The sequence below is a fragment of the Streptomyces sp. NPDC002499 genome (assembly GCF_053595415.1).
On the sequence record NZ_JBSFXO010000016.1, the window covers coordinates 215,781 to 238,486 of the forward strand.

19 protein-coding genes and 1 riboswitch are annotated in these 22,706 nt (G+C 69.2%); of the genes, 11 read left to right on the top strand and 8 right to left on the bottom strand.

Features of this window, described 5'->3' with window-relative positions; all coding sequences use genetic code 11:
• Window positions 1–44: 44 nt before the first annotated feature.
• The gene (locus ACWD5F_RS39760) at window positions 45–1,328 is read right to left on the bottom strand and encodes an extracellular solute-binding protein (RefSeq protein WP_451261105.1); all 1,284 of its coding nucleotides are present in this window, start codon (window positions 1,326–1,328) and stop codon (window positions 45–47) included.
• Window positions 1,329–1,648: 320 nt separating this feature from the next.
• Between ACWD5F_RS39760 and ACWD5F_RS39765 the strand changes: the two genes are divergently transcribed.
• From ACWD5F_RS39765 to ACWD5F_RS39810, 10 genes are all read left to right on the top strand, one after another.
• A complete protein-coding gene (locus ACWD5F_RS39765; RefSeq protein WP_123997833.1) occupies window positions 1,649–2,413 on the top strand; it encodes a GntR family transcriptional regulator in 765 nt (254 codons plus the stop codon).
• 161 nt (window positions 2,414–2,574) lie between these two features.
• Window positions 2,575–4,710, top strand: coding sequence for a carbon starvation CstA family protein (locus ACWD5F_RS39770; RefSeq protein WP_451261106.1), 2,136 nt, complete (start codon window positions 2,575–2,577; stop codon window positions 4,708–4,710).
• Window positions 4,685–4,882, top strand: a complete 198-nt coding sequence (locus tag ACWD5F_RS39775) for a YbdD/YjiX family protein (RefSeq protein WP_451261107.1) — start codon at window positions 4,685–4,687, stop codon at window positions 4,880–4,882. The genes ACWD5F_RS39770 and ACWD5F_RS39775 overlap by 26 nt, the downstream gene beginning before the upstream one ends.
• 170 nt (window positions 4,883–5,052) lie before the next feature.
• On the top strand, window positions 5,053–5,307 hold the full coding sequence (locus tag ACWD5F_RS39780) for a DUF3311 domain-containing protein (protein WP_401712961.1): 255 nt from the start codon (window positions 5,053–5,055) through the stop codon (window positions 5,305–5,307).
• Window positions 5,304–6,932, top strand: a complete 1,629-nt coding sequence (mctP, locus tag ACWD5F_RS39785; RefSeq protein WP_451261108.1) for a monocarboxylate uptake permease MctP — start codon at window positions 5,304–5,306, stop codon at window positions 6,930–6,932. The genes ACWD5F_RS39780 and mctP overlap by 4 nt, the downstream gene beginning before the upstream one ends.
• A gap of 81 nt (window positions 6,933–7,013) precedes the next feature.
• Window positions 7,014–7,520: a GNAT family N-acetyltransferase gene (locus ACWD5F_RS39790; RefSeq protein WP_451261109.1), complete on the top strand. Its 507-nt coding sequence runs from the start codon at window positions 7,014–7,016 to the stop codon at window positions 7,518–7,520.
• A 64-nt stretch (window positions 7,521–7,584) separates the two neighbouring features.
• Window positions 7,585–7,713: riboswitch (cobalamin riboswitch) on the top strand.
• Between the two features lie 123 nt (window positions 7,714–7,836).
• Complete coding sequence (locus ACWD5F_RS39795; protein WP_451261110.1) at window positions 7,837–10,194, top strand: ribonucleoside-diphosphate reductase subunit alpha; 2,358 nt, start codon at window positions 7,837–7,839, stop codon at window positions 10,192–10,194.
• On the top strand, window positions 10,194–11,207 hold the full coding sequence (locus tag ACWD5F_RS39800) for a ribonucleotide-diphosphate reductase subunit beta (protein ID WP_451261111.1): 1,014 nt from the start codon (window positions 10,194–10,196) through the stop codon (window positions 11,205–11,207). Before ACWD5F_RS39795 ends, ACWD5F_RS39800 begins: the two co-directional genes overlap by 1 nt.
• Window positions 11,208–11,452: 245 nt before the next feature.
• Entirely contained in the window at window positions 11,453–13,531 is a 2,079-nt protein-coding gene (locus ACWD5F_RS39805; protein ID WP_451261112.1) for a putative Ig domain-containing protein, read from the top strand.
• Window positions 13,532–13,661: 130 nt separating this feature from the next.
• A complete protein-coding gene (locus ACWD5F_RS39810; RefSeq protein ID WP_451261113.1) occupies window positions 13,662–14,213 on the top strand; it encodes a hypothetical protein in 552 nt (183 codons plus the stop codon).
• On the opposite strand, the gene ACWD5F_RS39815 is transcribed toward ACWD5F_RS39810, so the two are convergent.
• Window positions 14,180–14,362 carry a hypothetical protein gene (locus ACWD5F_RS39815; protein WP_401712986.1) on the bottom strand — a complete coding sequence of 61 codons (183 nt, stop codon included), beginning with the start codon at window positions 14,360–14,362 and terminating at the stop codon, window positions 14,180–14,182. The two genes, ACWD5F_RS39810 and ACWD5F_RS39815, sit on opposite strands and share 34 nt — an antisense overlap.
• Window positions 14,363–14,488: 126 nt before the next feature.
• On the opposite strand from ACWD5F_RS39815, the gene ACWD5F_RS39820 reads away from it, so the two are divergent.
• Window positions 14,489–15,460: a helix-turn-helix domain-containing protein gene (locus ACWD5F_RS39820; RefSeq protein WP_451261114.1), complete on the top strand. Its 972-nt coding sequence runs from the start codon at window positions 14,489–14,491 to the stop codon at window positions 15,458–15,460.
• A 10-nt stretch (window positions 15,461–15,470) separates the two neighbouring features.
• On the opposite strand, the gene ACWD5F_RS39825 is transcribed toward ACWD5F_RS39820, so the two are convergent.
• The 6 genes from ACWD5F_RS39825 to ACWD5F_RS39850 form a co-directional block, all read right to left on the bottom strand.
• Window positions 15,471–16,841: a bifunctional albaflavenone monooxygenase/terpene synthase gene (locus tag ACWD5F_RS39825; RefSeq protein WP_451261115.1), complete on the bottom strand. Its 1,371-nt coding sequence runs from the start codon at window positions 16,839–16,841 to the stop codon at window positions 15,471–15,473.
• Window positions 16,838–17,917 (bottom strand): epi-isozizaene synthase, encoded by a 1,080-nt coding sequence (gene cyc1, locus ACWD5F_RS39830; protein WP_402351944.1) that lies wholly within the window; start codon window positions 17,915–17,917, stop codon window positions 16,838–16,840. Before cyc1 ends, ACWD5F_RS39825 begins: the two co-directional genes overlap by 4 nt.
• 282 nt (window positions 17,918–18,199) lie before the next feature.
• Entirely contained in the window at window positions 18,200–18,850 is a 651-nt protein-coding gene (gene def, locus ACWD5F_RS39835) for a peptide deformylase (RefSeq protein WP_451261116.1), read from the bottom strand.
• A gap of 126 nt (window positions 18,851–18,976) precedes the next feature.
• A complete protein-coding gene (locus ACWD5F_RS39840) occupies window positions 18,977–19,957 on the bottom strand; it encodes a tetratricopeptide repeat protein (protein ID WP_123997846.1) in 981 nt (326 codons plus the stop codon).
• 114 nt (window positions 19,958–20,071) lie between these two features.
• Entirely contained in the window at window positions 20,072–21,313 is a 1,242-nt protein-coding gene (locus tag ACWD5F_RS39845; protein ID WP_451261117.1) for an HD-GYP domain-containing protein, read from the bottom strand.
• 20 nt (window positions 21,314–21,333) lie between these two features.
• Entirely contained in the window at window positions 21,334–22,644 is a 1,311-nt protein-coding gene (locus ACWD5F_RS39850; protein ID WP_451261118.1) for an HD-GYP domain-containing protein, read from the bottom strand.
• Window positions 22,645–22,706: the final 62 nt, after the last annotated feature.

The following is a 22,706-nucleotide window of genomic DNA, read 5'->3' on the forward strand; positions in this document are numbered from 1 at the left end:
GAGGAGCAGGGCCCCGCCCCCCGGGCGAGGCCCTGCTTCTCAGGTCACTTGGTGTTGATGACCTTGTCGATCGCGGCGTCCGCTTCCTTCGCGGCGTCCTCGACCGACTTCTTGCCGGTGCCGATGCTCTGCAGCATGGTCTGCAGGACCTGGGCCTTCTCGACCTGACCCCAGCCGGGTGCCATGGGCACGAACCAGCTGGACTCGGCCGCGGTGGCCGGGACCTCGGTGGCGGGGTCGGACTTCAGGGGGGCGAGGTCGGTCTTGTTGTTGGGCAGGTTGCCCTTGGCGATCAGGCCCTTCTGGCCGGTGGTGCCGGTGAAGGCGTTGATCCACTCGGCGGCGACGGCCTGAGCCTTCGACTTGACCGGGACGGCGAGGTCGGAACCGCCCAGGAAGACCGGCATGTTCTTGCCGGACGGACCGGGCATCACGAAGTTCTCGAGGTTGTCCTTGAGCTTGCCGGTCTTGTCGTTCTTCGGGTCGGCGGCGGTCGCGCCCTCCCAGGCCGCACCGAAGATCATGCCGGACTTGCCCTGGCCGTAGACGATGTAACGGTCGGACTCGTCCTTGGTCTTGTCACCGTGCATGTACTTGTCGATGACGTTCTTGAACTCGGTGAGGCCCTTGATGGACTCCGGCGAGGAGAGGTTGGCCTTCCACTGGCCGCCGTCCTCCTTGGCGATGGAGCCGCCGGCGTCGTAGACGTAGGACATGGCCGCGTACCAGTCACGGGTGGGCTGGTACCAGGCGGAGAACTTGTCGCCCTCCTTCTTCTGCACCTTGTCCAGCGCGGAGGTCAGCTCCGCGTACGTCTTCGGCGCGGTCTTGACGCCCACCGAGGCGAACAGGTCCTTGCGCCAGTTGCCGACGCGGCCACCCGCGTAGTACGGCACGCCGTAGGTCTTGCCGTCGTACTCCACCGAGGCCTTGAGGCCGTCCAGCCACGCGGAGGAGTTGTCGAACTTCGCCGCGTCCAACGGGGCGAAGGCGCCCTTGACCATGTAGGCCAGCATCTCGGTGTTGCCCATCTCGACCACGTCCGGCACCTTGTCGGTGGCCAGGACCGCGTCGAGCTTGGTGTTCTTGTCCGGCCAGCCGTAGTACTCGTGCTTGATCTTGATGCCGGGGTGCTTCTTCACGATCGCGGCGTCGGCGGCCTTCACCAGCTCGGGCCAGTTGTTCTGCGCGTCGACGGTGAGCCAGACGGTCAGCGACTTGACGTCCGCGCTGTCCGACCCTTTGTCCTTGCTGTCGCTGTCCCCGCATGCCGCGATGGAGACCATCATTCCCGCGATTCCGATCGCGGCTATCAGCTTGCGCTTCACGCCACCCTCCTCAGGGATGCCACAAACCCCCCTGGCCTCCCCGCATCGCGTTAGGCCGGGACCTGGACCAGTGGTGTAGACCAGTACCGGGAGCTTGGACCAGACCAGATGCCCTGTCAAGGGTGCTCGAAACCGCCCTGACCAGCCGTTATGGGACCTACATATGCAGGAACCTTTAAGTAAGAAGGCAGCGAAAACCCTGGCCCCGGAGTACGCTCCTCCGCTAGACCACTTGGCTCTGTGGACTAGACCAAAACTGGTGGCGACGGTATACAGAGGGGATCACGAAACGAGCCGCATCCGGAGCGGGAAGGCAGACCATGAGCACCGACGTCAGCAGTGCGGAGAACGAGGGTGGGGCGACCGTCCGTACCGCGCGCGTGCCCAAGTACTACCGCCTGAAGAAACACCTGCTCGACATGACGGAGACGCAGACGCCCGGTACGCCGGTGCCGCCCGAGCGGACCCTCGCGGCCGAGTTCGACACCTCGCGCACCACGGTCCGCCAGGCGCTTCAGGAACTGGTGGTCGAGGGGCGCCTGGAACGGATCCAGGGCAAGGGCACGTTCGTCGCCAAGCCCAAGGTCTCGCAGGCGCTCCAACTCACCTCGTACACCGAGGACATGCGCGCCCAGGGCCTCGAACCCACCTCGCAGCTCCTGGACATCGGCTACATCACCGCCGACGACCGGCTCGCCGACCTGCTCGACATCACCACCGGCGGCCGGGTGCTGCGCATCGAGCGGCTGCGCATGGCCAACGGTGAGCCGATGGCCATAGAGACCACCCACCTCAGCGCCAAGCGCTTCCCGGCCCTGCGCAGGTCTCTGGTCAAGTACACGTCCCTCTATACGGCGTTGGCCGAGGTCTACGACGTCCACCTGGCCGAGGCCGAGGAGACCATCGAGACCTCGCTGGCCACCCCGCGCGAGGCCGGCCTGCTCGGCACCGACGTCGGGCTGCCGATGCTGATGCTGTCCCGCCACTCGCTGGACCGGGACGAGCAGCCGGTGGAGTGGGTGCGGTCGGTGTACCGCGGCGACCGCTACAAGTTCGTGGCCCGCCTCAAGCGCCCGCAGGACTGAGCCGGCAGCACCACGGACCGGACCGGGAGAACTCGACAACTCGCGCCACTGAGCCGGTCGCGACTTGCGACAGCGCACACCGCGTGGTGCACGCGGTGTAGCGCAACTCCCTTTCCTGCTCTACGTTCCTCCCGTCGCCGCATGGACGGGAGGACATCCCAGTGCGTACCGCGAACGTCCGCTCCATCGCCATCTGGACCCTTGTCGCGCTGATCGGCGCGACCGGCTGGTCCGTGCTAGCGCTCTCCCGGGGCGAGGACGTCTCGGCCGCCTGGATGGTCGCCGCCGCCCTCGGCACCTACGCCATCGCCTACCGCTTCTACGCGAAGTTCATCGCGCAGAAGGTGCTCAAGGTCGACGGCACCCGCGCCACCCCGGCCGAACGCCTCGACAACGGCATCGACTTCCACCCCACCGACCGGCGCGTCCTGCTCGGCCACCACTTCGCCGCGATCGCCGGCGCGGGCCCCCTGGTCGGCCCGGTGCTGGCCGCGCAGATGGGCTATCTGCCCGGCACGATCTGGATCATCGCCGGGGTCGTCTTCGCCGGCGCGGTCCAGGACATGGTGGTGCTGTTCTTCTCCACCCGCCGCGACGGCAGGTCGCTGGGGCAGATGGCCCGCGAGGAGATCGGCCCCTTCGGCGGCGCGGCGGCCCTGATCGCCGCCTTCGCCATCATGATCATCCTGCTCGGTGTGCTGGCCCTGGTCATCGTCAACGCCCTCGCCGCCTCCCCGTGGGGCACCTTCTCCATCGGGATGACCATCCCCATCGCCCTGTTCATGGGCTTCTACCTGCGGGTCCTGCGCCCCGGCCGGATCGCCGAGGTCTCCCTCATCGGCGTGGGCCTGCTGCTGCTCGCCCTGGTCGCGGGCCGCTGGGTCGCCGAGTCCTCCTGGGCCGACACCTTCACCCTCGCGCCCTCGACGCTGGTGGTCTGGCTGGTCGCGTACGGCTTCATCGCCTCGATCCTGCCGGTCTGGATGCTGCTCGCGCCCCGCGACTACCTCTCGACCTTCATGAAGATCGGCACCATCGCGCTGCTCGCCCTCGGGGTCGTCATCGCCCTGCCGACGCTGAAGATGGACGCGGTCACCGACTTCGCCCGGCACGGCAACGGCCCGGTCTTCGCCGGCTCGCTCTTCCCCTTCGTCTTCATCACCATCGCCTGCGGGGCGCTGTCCGGCTTCCACGCGCTGATCTCCAGCGGTACGACGCCGAAGATGATCCAGAAGGAGACGCAGGTCCGCATGATCGGCTACGGCTCCATGCTGATGGAGTCCTCCGTCGCGATCATGGCGCTGCTCGCGGCGAGCATCATCGACCCCGGTCTGTACTTCGCGATGAACGCGCCGGCCGGGGTCATCGGCACCACCGTGCAGAACGCCTCGCAGGTGGTGGGGAGTTGGGGCTACCAGATCTCACCGGACGCGCTCGCCCGGGCGGCGCAGCGGGTCGAGGAGTCGAGCCTGCTCTCCCGCACGGGCGGCGCGCCCACGCTGGCCGTCGGTGTCTCGGAGATCTTCTCCAAGGTCACCGGCGGGAGCCTGCGGGCCTTCTGGTACCACTTCGCGATCATGTTCGAGGCGCTGTTCATCCTGACCGCGCTCGACGCCGGCACCCGGGTCGGCCGATTCATGCTCCAGGACATGCTCGGCAACGTCATCAGGCCCTTCAAGAACGTGAGTTGGAAGCCCGGCCTGGCCATCACCAGCGCGATCGTGTGCGCGCTGTGGGGCTACTTCCTGTGGGTCGGTGTCCACGAACCCCTCGGCGGGATCAACCAGCTCTTCCCGATCTTCGGCATCTCCAACCAGCTCCTGGCCGCGGTCGCCCTCGCCGTCTGCACGACCCTGCTGGTCAAGTCCGGCCGCCTCAAGTGGGCCTGGATCACCGGGATCCCGCTCGCCTGGGACGCCACGGTCACGCTGACGGCGAGCTGGCAGAAGGTCTTCTCCAGCGACCCGCGGGTCGGCTTCTTCAAGCAGCGCCAGGTCTTCCAGGACGCGATCGACTCCGGCAAGGTGCTACCGCCCGCCAAGACCATGGACGACATGCACACCGTGGTCACCAACTCCACGGTGGACGGCGTCCTCACCGCCGTCCTCGCGGTCCTGATCATCGTCGTGATCGCGGACTCGCTGCGGGTCTGTGTCCGGCACGTCCGCCGGCCCGCGCTGTCCACCTTGAGCGAGGCGCCCTATGTCGAGTCCAGGATCCTGGCCCCGGCCGGCCTCTTCCCGACCCACAAGGAGAAGGAGGAGGAACGCGATGCGGTCACTCCGTCGGGCGTTTAGAAGCGTGCGCTGGTACGTGCGCGAGCTGACCGACGAGTCGGCGTACGACCGCTACGTCGTCCACCTGCGCAAGGGCCATCCACAGGCCGAGGTACCCACGCGGAAGGCCTTCGAACGGATGCGCACGGACCGTCAGGAAGCGGACCCGCGACAGGGCTTCCGTTGCTGCTGAGAGCCTTTCGCGGAGCCCCGTTGGGCCATCTGTCGGGCCTTCACAGAATCGACATACCGATATGCGGACGAGGTCTTCCGCATCCGTGACACCGTGACCTACATTGCCTGCGCGTTACCCAGGTGATCACAGGCGATCCCTGGTGGCCAGTGAGGGGACGGAGCCGCGGAATGTCAGAAGTGCCCGAAGTGAAACCACCGGTGGTGACACCGGTCCGCGTGGTGATCGCCCTCTGTCTGATCGCCCCGTTCGTGGCGATGCTCTGGGTCGGCTCCTACGCCAAGACCGACCCGACGTTCATCGGCATCCCCTTCTTCTACTGGTACCAGATGCTGTGGGTGCTGATCTCCACCGCGCTGACCATGACCGCGTACCAGCTGTGGCAGCGTGACCAGCGCGCCCGCACGAAGGGTGCCGCCAAGTGAACGACGGCGTGAACGGCGTAGCGCTCGCCGTCTTCATCTTCTTCTTCGTGGCCGTCACGGTCGTCGGCTTCCTGGCGGCCCGCTGGCGCCGGGCCGAGAACGAGGCCAGCCTCGACGAATGGGGCCTGGGCGGACGGTCGTTCGGCACCTGGGTCACCTGGTTCCTGCTCGGCGGCGACCTCTACACGGCGTATACGTTCGTGGCGGTCCCGGCGGCGATCTACGCGGCCGGCGCGGCCGGCTTCTTCGCGGTGCCGTACACGATCCTCGTCTACCCGCTGATCTTCACCTTCCTGCCCCGCCTCTGGTCGGTCTCGCACAAGCACGGCTATGTGACGACGTCCGACTTCGTGCGCGGCCGGTTCGGCTCGAAGGGCCTCTCGCTCGCGGTGGCCGTCACCGGCATCCTCGCGACGATGCCGTACATCGCGCTCCAACTCGTCGGCATCCAGGCGGTCCTGGACGTGATGGGCGTCGGCGGGGGTGACGACACCAACTGGTTCGTGAAGGACCTCCCGTTGCTGATCGCCTTCGGCGTGCTCGCGGCGTACACCTACTCCTCGGGACTGCGCGCGCCCGCGCTGATCGCGTTCGTGAAGGACACGCTGATCTACATCGTCATCGCGGTGGCGATCATCTACATCCCGATCAAGCTGGGCGGTTTCGACGACATCTTCGCCAAGGCCGGCGAGGCGTTCGCGCAGACCAACCCGGCGACCGGCAAGCCGCGCGGCGCCCTCGCGCCGGCCGAGGCGGGTCAATGGACGTACGCCACCCTGGCGTTGGGCTCCGCGCTCGCGCTCTTCATGTACCCGCACTCGATCACCGCGACGCTCTCCTCCAGGAGCCGTGAGGTGATCCGCCGCAACACCACGATCCTGCCGCTGTATTCACTGATGCTCGGCCTGCTGGCGCTGCTCGGGTTCATGGCCATCGCGGCCGGAGTGAAGGTCAGCAACGGGCAGTTGGCGATCCCGCAGCTGTTCGAGGACATGTTCCCGGACTGGTTCGCGGGCGTGGCCTTCGCGGCGATCGGCATCGGCGCACTGGTGCCCGCGGCCATCATGTCCATCGCGGCCGCGAACCTCTTCACCCGCAACATCTACAAGGACTTCATCAAGCCGGACGCCACCCCGGCCCAGGAGACCAAGGTCTCCAAGCTGGTGTCCCTGCTGGTGAAGGTCGGCGCCTTGGTCTTCGTCCTGACGATGGACAAGACGGTCGCCATCAACTTCCAGCTCCTGGGCGGCATCTGGATCCTCCAGACCTTCCCGGCCCTGGTCGGCGGCCTGTTCACCCGCTGGTTCCACCGCTGGGCCCTGCTCGCCGGCTGGGCGGTCGGCATGATCTACGGCACGGCCGCCGCGTACGGCGTCGCCTCCCCGACCCAGAAGCACTTCGGCGGCTCCTCCAAGGAGATCCCCGGCATCGGCGAGATCGGCTACATCGGCCTCACGGCGTTCGTCCTGAACGTCGTCGTCACGGTGGTCCTGACCTTCGTCCTGAAGGCACTGAAGGCCCCGGAGGGCGTGGACGAGACGCAGCCGGGCGACTACACCGCGGACGCGGGCGACCCGGGCGTGGAGGTGGAACTGCCGCCGGCCACGGCGGGGACCTCGCACTAGACGCTCCCGGTCAACGGGTCATCGGGCCGCCGGAGAAAATCCGGCGGCCCGTTGTCGTACCCGTCGGGCACACTCGCCTGCATGGACATCGTGATCCGGGCAGCGCACCCCACCGAATACGAGACCCTCGGCGAGATCACCGCCCAGGCCTACCTCCAGGACGACCTGCTGACCTTCGGCGAGAGCGACTGGTACCTCGGCGAGCTCAAAGACGTGGCCAAGCGGGCGGCCGTCGCCGACGTACTGGTCGCCGCGGACGGGGACCGGATCCTCGGCGGGGTCACCTTCGTCACGGCCGGCACGCACATGGCCGAGCGGGCCGGCCCCACCGAGGCCGAGATCCGCATGCTCGCCGTCGACCGGGCGGCCCGCGGCCGGGGCGCCGGCGAGGCACTCGTCCGCGCCTGCGTCGACCGCGCACGAGCCGCCGAGGACTGCACCGGCATCGTCCTGTCCACCCAGCCGACCATGCGCGCCGCCCACCGCATCTACGAACGCCTCGGCTTCGTCCGCGTCCCGGAACGGGACTGGAACCCCATTCCGGAGGCCGGCGACTTCGTGCTGCTCACCTATCAGTTGACGTTCTGACACGCTCCGAAGTCGGCGCGCGACACAACATCTAGGGGTGCTCCTACAACCCAGCACAAGATGTATGCTCATGCTCGCTGTCGTCGCAGGGGAATCCGGTGCGAATCCGGAACTGTCCCGCAACGGTGTACTCATGCGTGTTCGCACACGTATGGGCGTCAGTCCGAGGACCTGCCGACAGCGCGCCCGACCAAGCCGGTCGGGTGCCATGACGTCCGGGCCTCGTGGAATGGGCCGGGGACGCGACGCCGTCGTGCGCTCGTGGCTGCCCCCTGCCCTCCGCCTGGCCCCCGTGCCCAGCGAGGGAGAGCCCCACGTGACCATCGCGCCAGCCGACCCGGCTTCAGTCACCGCGCCGGAGACCGACGGCCCCGGTACCGCGTTGCTGCGGATCCTGACCGAGCTGACCGCCGACCTCCCCGACGCCGACCCCGGCCGGGTCGCCGCCGCCGCGCTGCGCGGCCGGTCCGCGCAGGCCGACGAGGCCGAACTGCGCGAGCTGGCCACGGAGGCCGCCGCCGGTCTCATCTCGGAGGACCCCGCCTACTCGCAGGTGGCCGCCCGGCTGCTGACCGTCTCCATCCGCGCCGAGGCCGCCTCGCAGGGCGTGACGTCGTTCACCGAGTCGGTCGCCGTCGGCCACCGCGAGGGCCTCATCGCCGACCGCACCGCCGAGTTCGTCCGCGTCCACGCGGCCCGCCTCGACGAACTGATCGACCGCACCGCCGACGACCGCTTCGGCTACTTCGGCCTGCGCACCCTGCACAGCCGCTACCTGCTGCGCCACCCCATCACCCGCAAGGTCGTCGAGACCCCCCAGCACTTCATGCTGCGCGTCGCCGCCGGCCTCGCGGAGGACGACAGCACGCGCGCCCTGGACGAAGTCGCCTCGCTCTACCGCCTGATGAGCCGGCTCGACTACCTCCCCTCCTCCCCCACGCTCTTCAACTCCGGCACCCGGCACCCCCAGATGTCGTCCTGCTACCTCCTCGACTCCCCGCTGGACGAGCTGGACTCCATCTACGACCGCTACCACCAGGTCGCCCGCCTCTCCAAGCACGCCGGCGGCATCGGCATCGCCTACTCCCGCATCCGCTCCCGGGGTTCACTGATCCGCGGCACGAACGGACACTCCAACGGCATCGTCCCGTTCCTCAAGACACTCGACGCCTCCGTCGCCGCCGTGAACCAGGGCGGCCGGCGCAAGGGCGCGGCCGCGGTCTACCTGGAGACCTGGCACTCCGACATCGAGGAGTTCCTGGAGCTGCGGGACAACACCGGTGAGGACGCCCGCCGTACGCACAACCTCAACCTCGCGCACTGGATCCCGGACGAGTTCATGCGCCGGGTCAACGAGGACGGCGTCTGGTCGCTGTTCTCCCCCGCCGACGTGCCCGAACTCGTCGACCTGTGGGGCGCGGAGTTCGACGCCGCGTACCGCAAGGCGGAGGCCGCCGGGCTCGCCCGCAAGACCATCCCGGCCCGCGACCTCTACGGCCGCATGATGCGCACCCTCGCGCAGACCGGCAACGGCTGGCTGACCTTCAAGGACGCCGCCAACCGCACCGCCAACCAGACCGCCGAGCCGGGCCACACGGTCCACTCCTCCAACCTCTGCACGGAGATCCTGGAGGTCACGGACGACGGCGAGACCGCGGTCTGCAACCTCGGCTCGGTCAACCTCGGCGCCTTCGTGGTCGGCCGGGACATCGACTGGGACCGGCTGGACGAGACCGTCCGCACGGCCGTCACCTTCCTCGACCGGGTCGTCGACATCAACTTCTACCCGACCGAGCAGGCGGGCCGCTCCAACGCGAAATGGCGTCCCGTCGGCCTCGGCGCCATGGGCCTCCAGGACGTCTTCTTCAAACTCCGCCTGCCCTTCGACTCCCCCGAGGCCAAGGCCCTCTCCACCCGCATCGCCGAGCGCATCATGCTCGCCGCGTACGAGGCGTCGACGGACCTGGCCGAACGCAACGGCCCCCTCCCCGCCTGGGAGAAGACCCGCACGGCCCGGGGCGTCCTGCACCCCGACCACTACGACGTCGAACTGACCTGGCCGGAGCGCTGGGCGGCACTGCGGGAACGTATCGCCAGGGTAGGTATGCGCAACAGCCTCCTCCTCGCGATCGCCCCCACCGCCACCATCGCCTCGATCGCCGGCGTCTACGAGTGCATCGAGCCGCAGGTCTCCAACCTGTTCAAGCGCGAGACGCTGTCGGGCGAGTTTCTCCAGGTCAACTCCTACCTGGTCGACGAGTTGAAGCGCCTCGGCGTCTGGGATGCCCGCACCCGCGAGGCGCTGCGCGAGGCCAACGGCTCGGTGCAGGGCTTCGCCTGGATCCCGGCGGAGGTCCGCGCGCTGTACCGCACGGCCTGGGAGATCCCGCAGCGCGGCCTGATCGACATGGCCGCGGCCCGCACCCCGTACCTGGACCAGTCCCAGTCCCTCAACCTCTTCCTGGAAACCCCGACCATCGGCAAGCTCTCGTCGATGTACGCGTACGCGTGGAAGCAGGGCCTGAAGACGACGTACTACCTGCGCTCGCGGCCGGCGACCCGGATCGCCCGCGCCGCCCAGGCCCAAGCAACCGTCCCCGTCCAGCAGGCCGTTGACCCCGACGCGGTCGCCTGCTCCCTGGAAAACCCCGAGTCCTGCGAGGCCTGCCAATAATGACGACCGAAGCCAAGAACCTGCTCGACCCCGGCTTCGAGCTGACCCTCCGCCCCATGCGCTACCCCGACTTCTACGAGCGCTACCGGGACGCCATCAAGAACACCTGGACCGTCGAGGAGGTCGACCTCCACTCGGACGTCACCGACCTCGCGAAGCTGACGCCGGGTGAGCAGCACATGATCGGCCGGCTGGTCGCGTTCTTCGCGACGGGCGACTCGATCGTGGCGAACAACCTCGTACTGACCCTCTACAAGCACATCAACTCCCCCGAGGCCCGGCTCTACTTGAGCCGCCAGCTCTTCGAGGAGGCAGTCCACGTCCAGTTCTACTTGACCCTCCTGGACACCTACCTCCCCGACCCGGAGGACAGGGCGGCTGCCTTCGACGCGGTGGAGAACATCCCCTCCATCCGCGAGAAGGCCGAGTTCTGCTTCAGGTGGATCAACGAGGTCGAGAAGCTTGACCGGTTGGAGACCAAGGCCGATCGCCGCCGCTTCCTCCTCAATCTGATCTGCTTCGCGGCTTGCATCGAGGGGTTGTTCTTCTACGGGGCCTTCGCTTACGTGTACTGGTTCCGGAGCCGGGGGCTGCTGCATGGTCTGGCGACCGGCACGAACTGGGTGTTCCGGGACGAAACCATGCACATGTCCTTCGCGTTCGACGTCGTCGACACCGTCCGCAAGGAGGAGCCGGACCTCTTCGACGACCAGCTCCAGCAGCAGGTCACCGACATGCTGAAGGAAGCCGTCGAGGCGGAGCTGCAGTTCGGGCGCGACCTGTGCGGTGAGGGACTGCCGGGCATGAACACCGAGTCGATGCGCCAGTACCTGGAGTGCGTCGCCGACCAGCGGCTCCAGCGGCTGGGCTTCGCGCCGGTCTACGGTTCCGAGAACCCCTTCTCCTTCATGGAGTTGCAGGGTGTGCAGGAGCTGACGAACTTCTTCGAGCGCCGCCCGTCGGCGTACCAGGTGGCCGTGGAGGGCTCGGTCGACCTCGACGAGGACTTCTGACCTCAAGTCCTGGGACGGCCCATGGAGCTTCCATGGGCCGTCCATGGACCTGCTATGCGGCGGCAAAGTTCTCCCGGCGCATCTGGTTCCGCCTCCTCACCCCCGGTTACGTTCTGGCCGTCCTGTTCATGCCATGCATAGCGGCAGCACAGGGTGTTCGAGATGTCATGCTCATGACTGCGCACTCTGCCGCCGCTACGCGCGTCACGGGCCTGCCGAAACCCCATCGTTGGAGGCAGTACCCCATGCGTGAGTCACGCCCGAGCAAGCGCCGCCGGAGTCTGCGAAGACTTCTGGCCCTGTCCGTTCCCGCCTTCGCCCTCACCGTCGCGGGCCTGATGGCGGCACCGGCCGCCGGGGCGCAGACCGCCCCGGCCACCTCGTCCGCCGCTCCCCACACCTCCCGCGTCACCCAGAACACGGCCGCCCTCACCTCCCCCTCCCGCCAGACCTTCCACTCCACCGGCAAGGCCGGCCAGAAGGTGCCGACCACGCACCTGTGCGCCACCGCCGCCCCGGGACACGCGTCCTGCTTCGCGCAGCGGCGTACCGACATCAAGCAGAGCCTGGCCGCCGCGCTCGCCGCCGCGCCCTCGGGGCTCAGCCCGGCCAATCTGCACAGCGCCTACAACCTGCCCTCGACCGGCGGTTCCGGTCTGACCGTCGCGGTCGTGGACGCGTACAACGACCCCAACGCCGAGTCGGACCTGGCCACTTACCGCTCGCAGTACGGCCTGTCGGCGTGCACGAAGGCCAACGGCTGCTTCAAGCAGGTCAGTCAGACCGGCTCCACCACCTCGCTGCCCTCGAACGACACCGGTTGGGCGGGTGAGGAGGCGCTGGACATCGACATGGTCAGCGCGGTCTGCCCCAACTGCAACATCACGCTCGTAGAAGCGAATTCGGCGAACGACTCCGACCTCGGCACCGCCGAGAACGAGGCCGTCGCGCTCGGCGCGAAGTTCGTGTCCAACAGCTGGGGCGGCGACGAGGCCTCCTCCCAGACCAGCGAGGACACCGCGTACTTCAAGCACCCCGGTGTCGCGATCACGGTGAGTTCGGGCGACGAGGCGTACGGCGCCGAGTACCCGGCGACCTCCCAGTACGTGACGGCAGTCGGCGGCACCGCGCTGTCCACGTCCTCCAACTCCCGCGGCTGGACCGAGTCCGTGTGGAAGACCAGCAGCAGCGAGGGGACGGGGTCCGGCTGCTCCGCCTATGACGCCAAGCCGAGTTGGCAGACCGACACCGGGTGCAGCAAGCGCATGGAGGCGGACGTCTCCGCGGTCGCCGACCCGGCCACCGGCGTGGCCGTGTACGACACTTACGGCGGCTCCGGCTGGGCGGTGTACGGCGGTACGAGTGCCTCGGCGCCGATCATCGCGGGCGTGTACGCGCTCGCCGGCACCCCGGGTTCGAGTGACTACCCGGCGAAGTACCCGTACAGCCACACCGGCAACCTGTACGACGTGACCAGCGGCAACAACGGCTCCTGCTCCACGAGTTACTTCTGCACCGCGGCCACCGGCTACGACGGTCCGACCGGCTGGGGCACCCCGAACGGCACGACCGCCTTCGCCTCGGGCACCACCACCGGCAACACGGTGACCGTCACCAACCCGGGCAGCCGGTCGACGACGACCGGCAGCTCGGTCAGCCTCCAGATCAGCGCGAGCGACAGCGCCGGCGCCACGCTCACCTACAGCGCCTCGGGGCTGCCGACCGGGCTGTCCATCGGCAGTTCGACCGGCCTGATCTCGGGTACGGCGTCCACCGCGGGCACGTACCAGGTCACCGTGACCGCGAAGGACTCCACCGGCGCGACCGGCTCGACGTCCTTCACCTGGACCGTCGGCTCCGGCGGCGGGACCTGCACCTCGGCCCAGCTGCTCGGCAACGCCGGCTTCGAGTCGGGTGCCACCACTTGGACCTCGTCCAGCGGGGTCATCACCAACGACAGCGGTGAGAGCGCGCACGGCGGTTCCTACTTCGCGTGGCTCGACGGGTACGGCTCCACGCACACCGACACGCTCTCCCAGTCGGTGACCGTGCCGACCGGCTGCAAGGCCACCTTCACCTTCTACCTGCACGTCGACACCGCGGAGACCTCCACCAGCAGCGCGTACGACAAGCTGACGGTCACCGCCGGGTCGACGACCCTGGCCACCTACTCCAACCTCAACAAGGCGACCGGCTACGCCCAGAAGTCCTTCGACCTGTCCTCGTTCGCCGGCTCCACCGTCACCCTGAAGTTCAGCGGTGTCGAGGACTCCTCGCTCCAGACCAGCTTCGTCGTCGACGACACCGCCGTCACGACCAGCTGACCTCCACGACCGCCACGAGACCCCGGGCCCCGGTCGCCGCCTTCGCGGCCGGGGCTCCGGCGTGCGTACAAGAGGGCTCCGGCGTGGATCCAGGCGTACGGGTCATACGTCCAATGGCAGAGGAGGCCCCATGCGTATTCACCGCACGACCCCCGCTCTCGCCCTGACGGCCCTGACCACCCTGACGCTCGTGCTCGCCGGCTGCGGCAGCGACTCCGGCGGCGACGAAAGTTCCGCGGGCAGTGTGTCGCCGTCCACGTCGGCCAGTCCCACGACCGCCGGTCCCACGACGGCCAGTCCGTCGGCCAGTCAGTCCCCGACGACCCGGTCCCCGACGACCGAGCCTCCGACCGCCGATCCCTCGCAGTGCGCGACCGTCTCCGGTTCGCTCGGCGCCGACGACAGCGGTCGTACCGTGTGCCTCACGACCGGGCAGGTCGTCCGGGTCGAACTGGACGGCACCGCCGAGCGCCCGTGGAAGCCGTTGACCACCGAGGGCGCCGGTCTGGAGGCCACCAACAGCGGCATCGTGCTGCAACCCGGTGACGCGAGCGGCGCCTACAAGGCCGTCTCCACAGGAAAGATCCGGCTGAGCTCGACGCGTCCGCTGTGCGGCGCCGGGTCCGGCCGGATCTCCTGCAAGGGCATTCAGGAGTGGTGGGTCGCCGTGGTGGTGAGGTAGCCGTGCCGCCGTGCGGGGCGGGCCGGCTCCGGGTGCTCCTGGCGGGCCAGCTCGGCCTCGCGGATCTGCCGGTCGATGCGGCGGTCGTGCGCGATGCCGATGGCGGACGGGAGCACCAGCAGGACGAGGAGGGCGAGTACAGCAAGCATTCCGATCAGTCCTTCTATCTGTGCGGTATCCATGGACACCACTCTCGCGCGTTTGACTCCTTACCGTCAGTGGCAGGACTGCCGTAGACCCTCGACTTCCTGCCAATGCCGAGGCACAGTGGAGACATGCTGAAAAACGTGGCCGCCATCGTCCTGGACGGTGTGAACCCCTTCGAGTTGGGCGTCGTCTGCGAGGTGTTCGGCACCGACCGCAGTGACGACGGACTGCCGGTGTACGACTTCGCGGTGGCCTCGGCCGAGGGCCCGCGGCTGAACTCCCACGCGGGCTTCACCATGAACATCGAGCACGGCCTGGAGCGTCTGGAGTCGGCGGACCTGATCGCCGTACCGGCCGGGTCCTGCTACGAGAGCCGGGAGTTCCCGCCCGAGCTGCTGGAGGCGCTGCGCCGCGCGGTGGACCGCGGGGCGCGCGTGCTCAGCGTCTGCTCCGGCGTCTTCGTGCTGGCCGCGGCCGGGCTGCTGGACGGCCGGCGCTGCACGGTGCACTGGCGGCACGCGGACGAGCTGGCGCTGGCGTACCCGGGGCTGAGCGTGGAGCCCGACGTCCTGTACGTCGACGAGGGCTCGGTGATCACCTCCGCGGGGACCGCCGCCGGCATCGACGCCTGTCTGCACATCGTGCGCAAGGAGCAGGGCCCCGAGGTCGCCAACAAGATCGCCCGGCGGATGGTGGTCCCGCCGCACCGGGACGGCGGTCAGGCGCAGTACATCGAGCGGCCGCTGCCCCGCTCCCAGGTCGACACGGTCGCCGAGGTGCTGGTGTGGATGGAGCGGCACCTGGACGAGGAGGTCACCGTGGAGCAGCTGGCCGAGCGCGCCCACATGTCGCCGCGCACCTTCGCCCGCCGCTTCCAGCAGGAGACCGGGACGACTCCCTACCGCTGGATCCTGCGTCAACGGGTGCTGCTGGCGCAGCGGTTGCTGGAGGGGACGGACGAGACGATGGACGCGATCGCGGGCCGAACGGGGTTCGGCACCGCGGCCGCGCTGCGCCATCACTTCGTCCGGGCGCTGGGGACCACCCCCAACGCCTACCGACGCACCTTCCGGGGTTCGGGCTCCGAGGAGGCCGCCTGACCCCCACCCCTCACCTCGGTACGGGTTTCAGCAACAGGCTGTGCGGGCGCAGGGTGATGCCCACCCGGGTGGTGTCGTTGGACCCGGCCACCTGCTCGAAGCGGAACGCGCTCGCCACCGCCGCCGTGATCAGGCTGAGCTGGGCCATCGAGAAGTGGTCGCTGGGGCACTTGCGGTTGCCGACGCTGAACGGGCTCATGGCGTATTTGGGCACGTCCCCCGCCCGCTCCGGCAGCCAGCGGTCGGGGTCGAACTCCAGGTTGTCGGCGTACGACTTCGCGTCGCGCTGGATCGCGTACGGGCTGTACACGATGTCGGCCCCGGCCGGAATGCGATAGCCACCGAGCTCGGTGTCCACGACCGCCCGTCGCGTCAATATCCATACGGCGGGGCGCAAACGCATGGCCTCGACGACGACATTGTTGGTGTGCGTGAGCTTGCGGACGTCGGCGAATGCGACCGGCCGGCCGCCGGTGACGGATTCGACTTCGTCGCGCACTCGGTCCGCGTGTTCCGGGTGTTCCGCGAGGACCTGGAGCAGCCACATGATCGTGGAGGCGACGGTTTCGCTGCCGGGGGTGAGTATCGCGACGACCTGGTCGTGGATCTCCTGTTCCCCGATGGGGTCGCCATTGTCGTCCTTCGCCGCCAGCAATGCCGTCAGCAAATCGTCCGGCTTTTGACCAGATGCCCGACGTTCGGCGACGATCTCGTCGACGAGCAGGTGCAAATCGGCCAGCGCCCGGTTGAATTCCCGGTTGGCCGGCAGGGGCAGCCGGTACAGCGGCCCGAGCGGGACGACCATCCGGCGGTACATGCCGCGGAAGACGGTGGCGAGCGCGACGCACAGCCGCTCCGCCCGTTCGTCCATGAAGTCGCCGCGCAGCAGGCAGCGGGCCGCGATGCGCACGGCGACCCGGAAGGACTCGGAGGTGCAGTCGACGGTCTCGCCGGGCCGCCAGCGCCGGGTGAGCGCGTGCGCCTCCTCCTCCATGATCGGGCCGTAGGCGGGGATGGCGTCCAGCCGGAAGGCGGGCTGGATGGTGCGGCGCTGGCGCCGGTGGCGCGGGCCGTTGGCGGTCGCGACCCCCTCCTTGCCGAGCAGGCCCTCCAGGGACTCCCAGAGCGGGCCGTCGATCTTGTAGTCGGTGCTGAGCGCCATGGCTCCGGTGAGGGCGGGGGTGGTGACCGCGTACACCGTCTTGGGGCCGAGCCTCAGCCGGACGACGTCGCCGTGCTCGCGCAGCCGGGACATGAAGGCCAGCGGGTCGCGGACCAGTTTCAGGCCGTGGCCGAGGACCGGGACAGCGCCGCCCGCGAGGGGCGGTTCGCGCAGCTCCGGGGCCTGGACGGCCGCGGGCTTCACAGACTCGACGGTCATTTCTCACCTGCCGCTTCGTTGGTGACGTACGGGGGTGTGGACCGGTCGTCCCAGCTGTCGACCATGTAACGGCCGGACTCGTGGTGGAACCAGTAGACGGAACTGAACCAGTTCCGCATATTGGCGACGCAGGCCCTGACGGCGGTGCCGAGTTCTTTTCCGTGCACCGTGCCGTCGTCGAGTTCGTCGGCGAACCGTAATGCTTCGCGTTCCGCGACGACGAATTCGGATATGCATTCCTCGACGCGTCGCCTCACTTCGGCGACCGCTTCTTCGAGTGTCAGTCCCTCGTGGGTGACGAGACTGATTCCGAGATTGTGGACCTCGGCGCCCGCGATTTCCTTGGGAAGCGAGCAGAGGTCGTTGTACCACGCGGCGAATTCCTGGCTGAGCAGCGCGGGCCGCCGGAATGCCGGGTGTTTCCTTACCGAGTCCGGGAGTTCCACGCCCGCGCTCGGTTCCAGGAGGTCGGTCCAGATCCAGTGTGCGAAGGTGAGCCGGCGCAGTGCGAGGTATTCCTCGACCGTCGGGATGATCCCTTCGATACGGTTGTGGAACTCCCGGTCGTACGCCTCGATCACTTCGTGGAAGTGACGCGCGAAACGGGCGTTCCACGTTCCGGGAAGGAACGAGTACAGCCGCGCCACGCTGTCCGCGAGCCCCGCGACCAGGGAGTCCTTGTGGTGCAGATGCTTCTCGGGAGCATCCAGCGCCGCGTGCAAGCGGAACCTCAACCGCCGCCACTCGGCGGGTCGCCGGTGGACGATGTCTCGGTCATGTCGGTCGTCCCAGACGAAGAACCACGCGCTGTAGTCCGCTATCGCCTGGAGTACCTCGTCGGGGGCACCCAGGTAGTACCCGGCCATCAAGTCCGTATAGCACAGACCGTCGGCATATTCCTCGACCTTGTCCGCCGGCATCAGGCGCTTTTCCAGCAGCCAGGTCCTGGTCTTCTCCTGGAGTCGAGGCCAATACGGATGCAGTTCCCGGGGAAACGCCGCCTCGATCACCGGAAGAGCAAGTGACGGTGGAACCGCGATCGCTGTCGATGTGGTGCTGTGTGGGAAAGCAGGCACGAACAAACCCCTCTCAGCCGCCAAGTCGGCGTACGCCCCTCCCGCCGTGCCGGGCGCACGCCGTTGCGCATCCCCGCACTTACTATTCAGCACCACAACTGACCGTTCTGGGAACGGATTTGCTCCCTTCACTACCCCACGATGCCTAGAACACCCCCTTGCGTGACCGAATCTGGATCACTAGATGCGCATACGCGATCGAACGTGCGACGCACACACGAACGGCGCCTGTTCCGGCAGGGATGCCTGAACAGACGCCGTACGGACGGGTCCTGTGGGGTGTCAGTCGTTCGCGACGACCGGGTAGCGCGGCTCGTTCTCGGCCATCTGCCGCAGCGCGTCCTTGCGTTCACGCTTGGAGAGCCGGTCGATGTAGAGGTAGCCGTAGAGGTGATCGGTCTCGTGCTGCAAACACCGCGCGAAGTAGCCGGTGCCGCGGACCTTGATCGGGTTGCCCTGCTCGTCCTGCCCGGTCACCTCGGCGTAGTCGGGGCGGGCCAGCGGCGCGTACGCGGTGGGCACCGACAGACAGCCCTCGTTGCTCTCGTCCAGGTGCCGCTTCTCTGCGGGCAGATCGACCAGCTTGGGGTTGCAGACCACGCCCACGTGCCGCTTGCCCTCGTCGTCCTGGCAGTCGTAGACGAAGACCTTCAGGTCGACGCCGATCTGGTTGGCGGCCAGGCCCACGCCCTCGGCGGTGCGCTGCGAGGCGAACATGTCCGCGACCAGCTGCGCCAGCTCGTCGCCGAACTCGGTGACGTCCCTGCACTCCTTGTGCAGCACAGGATTCCCGACGACGGTGATCGGCCGCGAGACACCCCGCTCCCGCCAGGCGTTCTCCCGCTCCTCCGCCTCCTCGACGTCGATGACGAAGCCCTCGTCGTCCACGGGAAGCACGCCCACGTGCTGCTGATCGGTGTCCTGCTGCGCCATGCCGACGTATGCCTTCCTCAGTAAAACGGGGTTCAAGATGCTGATACAGGGTACGTGCGAGCGCCCCGCAAGGGGCGCGGGGAACTGCGCGACCAGCCACAACGGACCCGCGGTCGACAACGCTCCCTAACAAACCTCTTCCAGGTCACGCCAGTCCCGAGAGTCAGGACTATCGGCAACCCACCCGTCCAGCAACCCCCGTACCAGCGAAGCCGGCGCAGCCACCCCGCACTCCCGCTCCGGCACCCACATCTGCCCGTCCGTCCGATGCCCCAGCGGCCCGGGATGCCCCGGCTCACTGTGATCGTGCGGATCGAGATGCTCCCCGTCACCCTCGTCGGACGGCATCCGCGACTCGGAACACGTCCGACAGAGCAACCGCACCGACGACGACCAGTCCTCCGCGGCGAATCCCGCGTCCGCCGCCAACTGCTCCAGCGCGTCCCGGTCCGCCTCGCTCGCGGCCTCGAGGAGGACCACCCACGTCGGCACGGGCGACGGCGCCCACAGCTCGATCTCGTCGAAGACCGGGTAGGCGTGCCCGGCGGTCGTGGTCCGCTCGCCGTGCGGCACCCCGTCGTGCAGGACGACCTCGCCCCAGCGCCGCCCGGAGGACGGCAGCGGAATCGACAGGACCTCGATCCGGGCGGGGTCGAGCCGCCGGCCCCAGACGACCTCGGCCTCCCCTTCGGGGGACAGTCGTACGGCCGCGCTGCCCAGGTCCATCCCGACCGGTTCGCCGGAGTTCGTCGCACCGCCCGGTACCCGCAGCCCGTACGCCTGCCAGGCCCGTCGGGCGAGCGGCCAGTCCTGGAGGGCGGTGGCCGCGATGCCGACGTTCCACCAGTCAGGTGCACCCGTCTCGCGGTCGAGGAGGGCGACGGCCCGCAGGCCCGCGGCCCGGGCCTGCTCCCAGTCGTGCCGGAACTTGTGCAGCAGGGCGAGGTTGAACCAGGACTCGGACAGCCAGGGTTCCAGATCGGCGGCACGTGTCAGCAGCGCGCCCGCGTCCTCGTAGCGGCCGTCGCCGATCAGCGTGAAGGCGCGATCGGTGGCCTGCCGCCAGGAGGCGGAGGGCCGGTGCCGTCCCTTGCCGAAGATCCTCACGATTCCCGCCTGCCAGTTCCGTTCTGTGGGCTGGCCAGTGCTGCCCCCGGACACCTTCTCATTCTCTTTCGCATCCAACCACGTAGGTCTGGGAGGCCGCTCATTACCCATGGGTTACCCCGCCATGGGCAGGGTCAGACAGTCCCGTGCCAGGACGCGGGCCAGCGACTCCACGACCTCGGGCGCGTAGTCCCCGGCGGTGGCCAGACGCAGCTCCTCCAGGGCGGTGAGGGGCCCGCCGGGACCGGCGCCCTGCACCTTCTCCTCGTACGCGTTGACGGCCCGCACGATCCTGGCGGCGACCGGTTGCTCCCGATAGGGGTCGGCCTGCCGCTCCACGACCACGGCGACCGCCGCGTCCACCCCGGTCTGGCGAACGACGGCCCCGCCCAGCAGCGCGATCCGGAGCTGTTCGGCGGCGGGCAAGACGGCGGTGGCGCCGGCCGGCACCGGGTCGACGAGGCTGAGCTGGCCGATGTCGTGCATGAGGGCCGCGTACTCCAGGACGGTGAGCTCGGGCCTGGTCAGCCCCAGGTCGCGGCCGACGGCCCGGCTGAGTTCGGCCACCCGCCGGGCGTGCCCCGCGGGGGTGTATCCGGCTATCTCGGTGGCGCGGGCCAGGGAGGCGATGGTCTGCCGGTAGGTGGTGCGCACGGCCGCGTACCGCTTGAAGGAGAGCTGGGTGAGCAGCAGGGGCAGCGAGAACACCGGGAGCGCCCACAGTCCTACGACGGCCACCGCGAGCGCCATCACCGCGCCCGTGGCGCACACGGCGGAGCCGATGCCGAGCAGGGCCCGCAGTTCGTCGCGGAGCAGCGGGCCGAAGGGCCAGCCGGTGCGGGAGCGGGCCAGCGCGGCGGCCAGCACGCAGTCGCACAGGGCGGTGAGGGAGAGCAGGGCGAGCAGGAGGAGGGCGTAGGCGGGGCCGACCCATTCGCCGAACACGCCCCGGTTGTAGAGGGGTTGGAAGCAGACGGCGGCGAACGCGACGGTCAGCACCCGGCGGGCCAGATGGTCGAGGACCGGTCCCTGTCCGCGGGCGATGTGCGGCACGCTGCCCAGCAGCGAGGCGGCGCACACGACGGTGACGATCTGCGCGACCCCGTGCTCGGTGGGCCGTCCGGCGTCCGCGCCGAGCAGCGCGTACGACAGTGCCCCGGCGGCTCCGAGGGGCGCGGCCTCCCGCACCCGCGCACCGGTCCACCGGGTCAGCTCGCCGACGGTGATGAGCACCCCGAAGGCGAGGGCGGCCGGCCGCTCGTCGAGGCCGGTCCAGAGGGTGACGCCGAGGGAACCGGCGGCCAGGAGCGCGGCGGCGGCGTGGATGAGCTGCTTCAGCGAGGGAGGAGCGCTCATCGGCATGCCCCTTGCCGGCATCACCCCACCCCCGACCGACCGGAGACCGGCGAGCCCGGGACGACGTACGCGTCCCGTTCCTCGTCGGCCGTGACCGCCGGGTGCCAGCCGTCCCTGGCCAGGGCACGCGTCAGCGCAGTGACCATCCGGGGGTCGAACTGGGCGCCCGCGCACCGCTGGAGCTCCTCCAGCGCGGCGGCGACCGGGCGGGCCCTGCGGTAGGAGCGGGTGGACGTCATCGCGTCGAAGGCGTCGGCGACGGCCACCACCCTTGCGGGCTCGGGGATCTGACCACCCATCAGCCCGTAGGGATAGCCGCTGCCGTCGAGCCGTTCGTGATGGTGGAGCACCGCGGCCCGGGCCTCGCCGAGGAAGCCGATGCCGCGCACCATCTCGTGTCCGTACTCGGGGTGCAGCTCGATCACCCGCCGCTCCTCGGGGGTGAGCGGGCCGTCCTTGCGCAACAGCCTTGTGGGGACGCCGAGTTTGCCGACGTCGTGCAGGATGCCGGCGAAGCGGAGTACTTCAACTCGGGCGTCGTCCATGCCCAGTTCGCGCGCGATCATCATCGAGGCCTGGCCGACCCGCTCGCTGTGTCCGCGGGTGTAGCCGTCCTTGATGTCGACGGCCTGCACCAGCGCCCGGATGGTGGCCTGGTGGGCGGCGCGCTCGCGGTGGTACTGCGCGAAGACCCACCAGGACACGCACATCGGCAGCAGCACGAGCAGCGCGGCGACGGGCCCGTACCGGCTGCGCCACAGCACGGCCATCATCAGCCCGGCCAGCCCGTGCACGGCGATCGGCGCGAGGGAACGCAGGAACAGCCCCCGCCAGGCCCGCCGTACGGGCACCCGCTCGGCGAACGCGCGGATCCCGCCGTCGAGCACGGTCAGCGCCAGACAGAAGGCGAGGACCGCGGCCCCGGCGGGGACCAGCGCGTACGGGAAGTCGGAGCCGACGACCGCGTCCCGGCCGCCCAGCGCCCAGTGCACGCGGGCCGCCGCCCATACGGCGAGGGCCAGTTGGGCGGCGCGCCACAGGCGGCGCAGCCAGGGCTGGCGCTGGTCGACGCGGGAGAGCAGCGCCCCGGGCAGCGGGACCAGGGCCGCGGCGGGCGGCGGCAGCAGGAACGCGCCGGCGAGCAGGACGGGGTAGAAGGTGCCGGCGAACCGCCACCGTGCCGCGGCCTGCTCGCACCCGGCGTACACAAGGGCGAGCAACCCGACGGCCCACCACGGCGTCTCCACCGTGGGGAGCGGCAGCAGACAGGACAGGGCACCGAGGACCGCACAGGCGACGTACGCACGAGCCCGTGCCGGAACCGCCTCCATCACGCCCCTCCCCGGCCGAGCCTGCCCAGACTTCAGGAGCCTAGGGCGGCACAGGGGGAGTC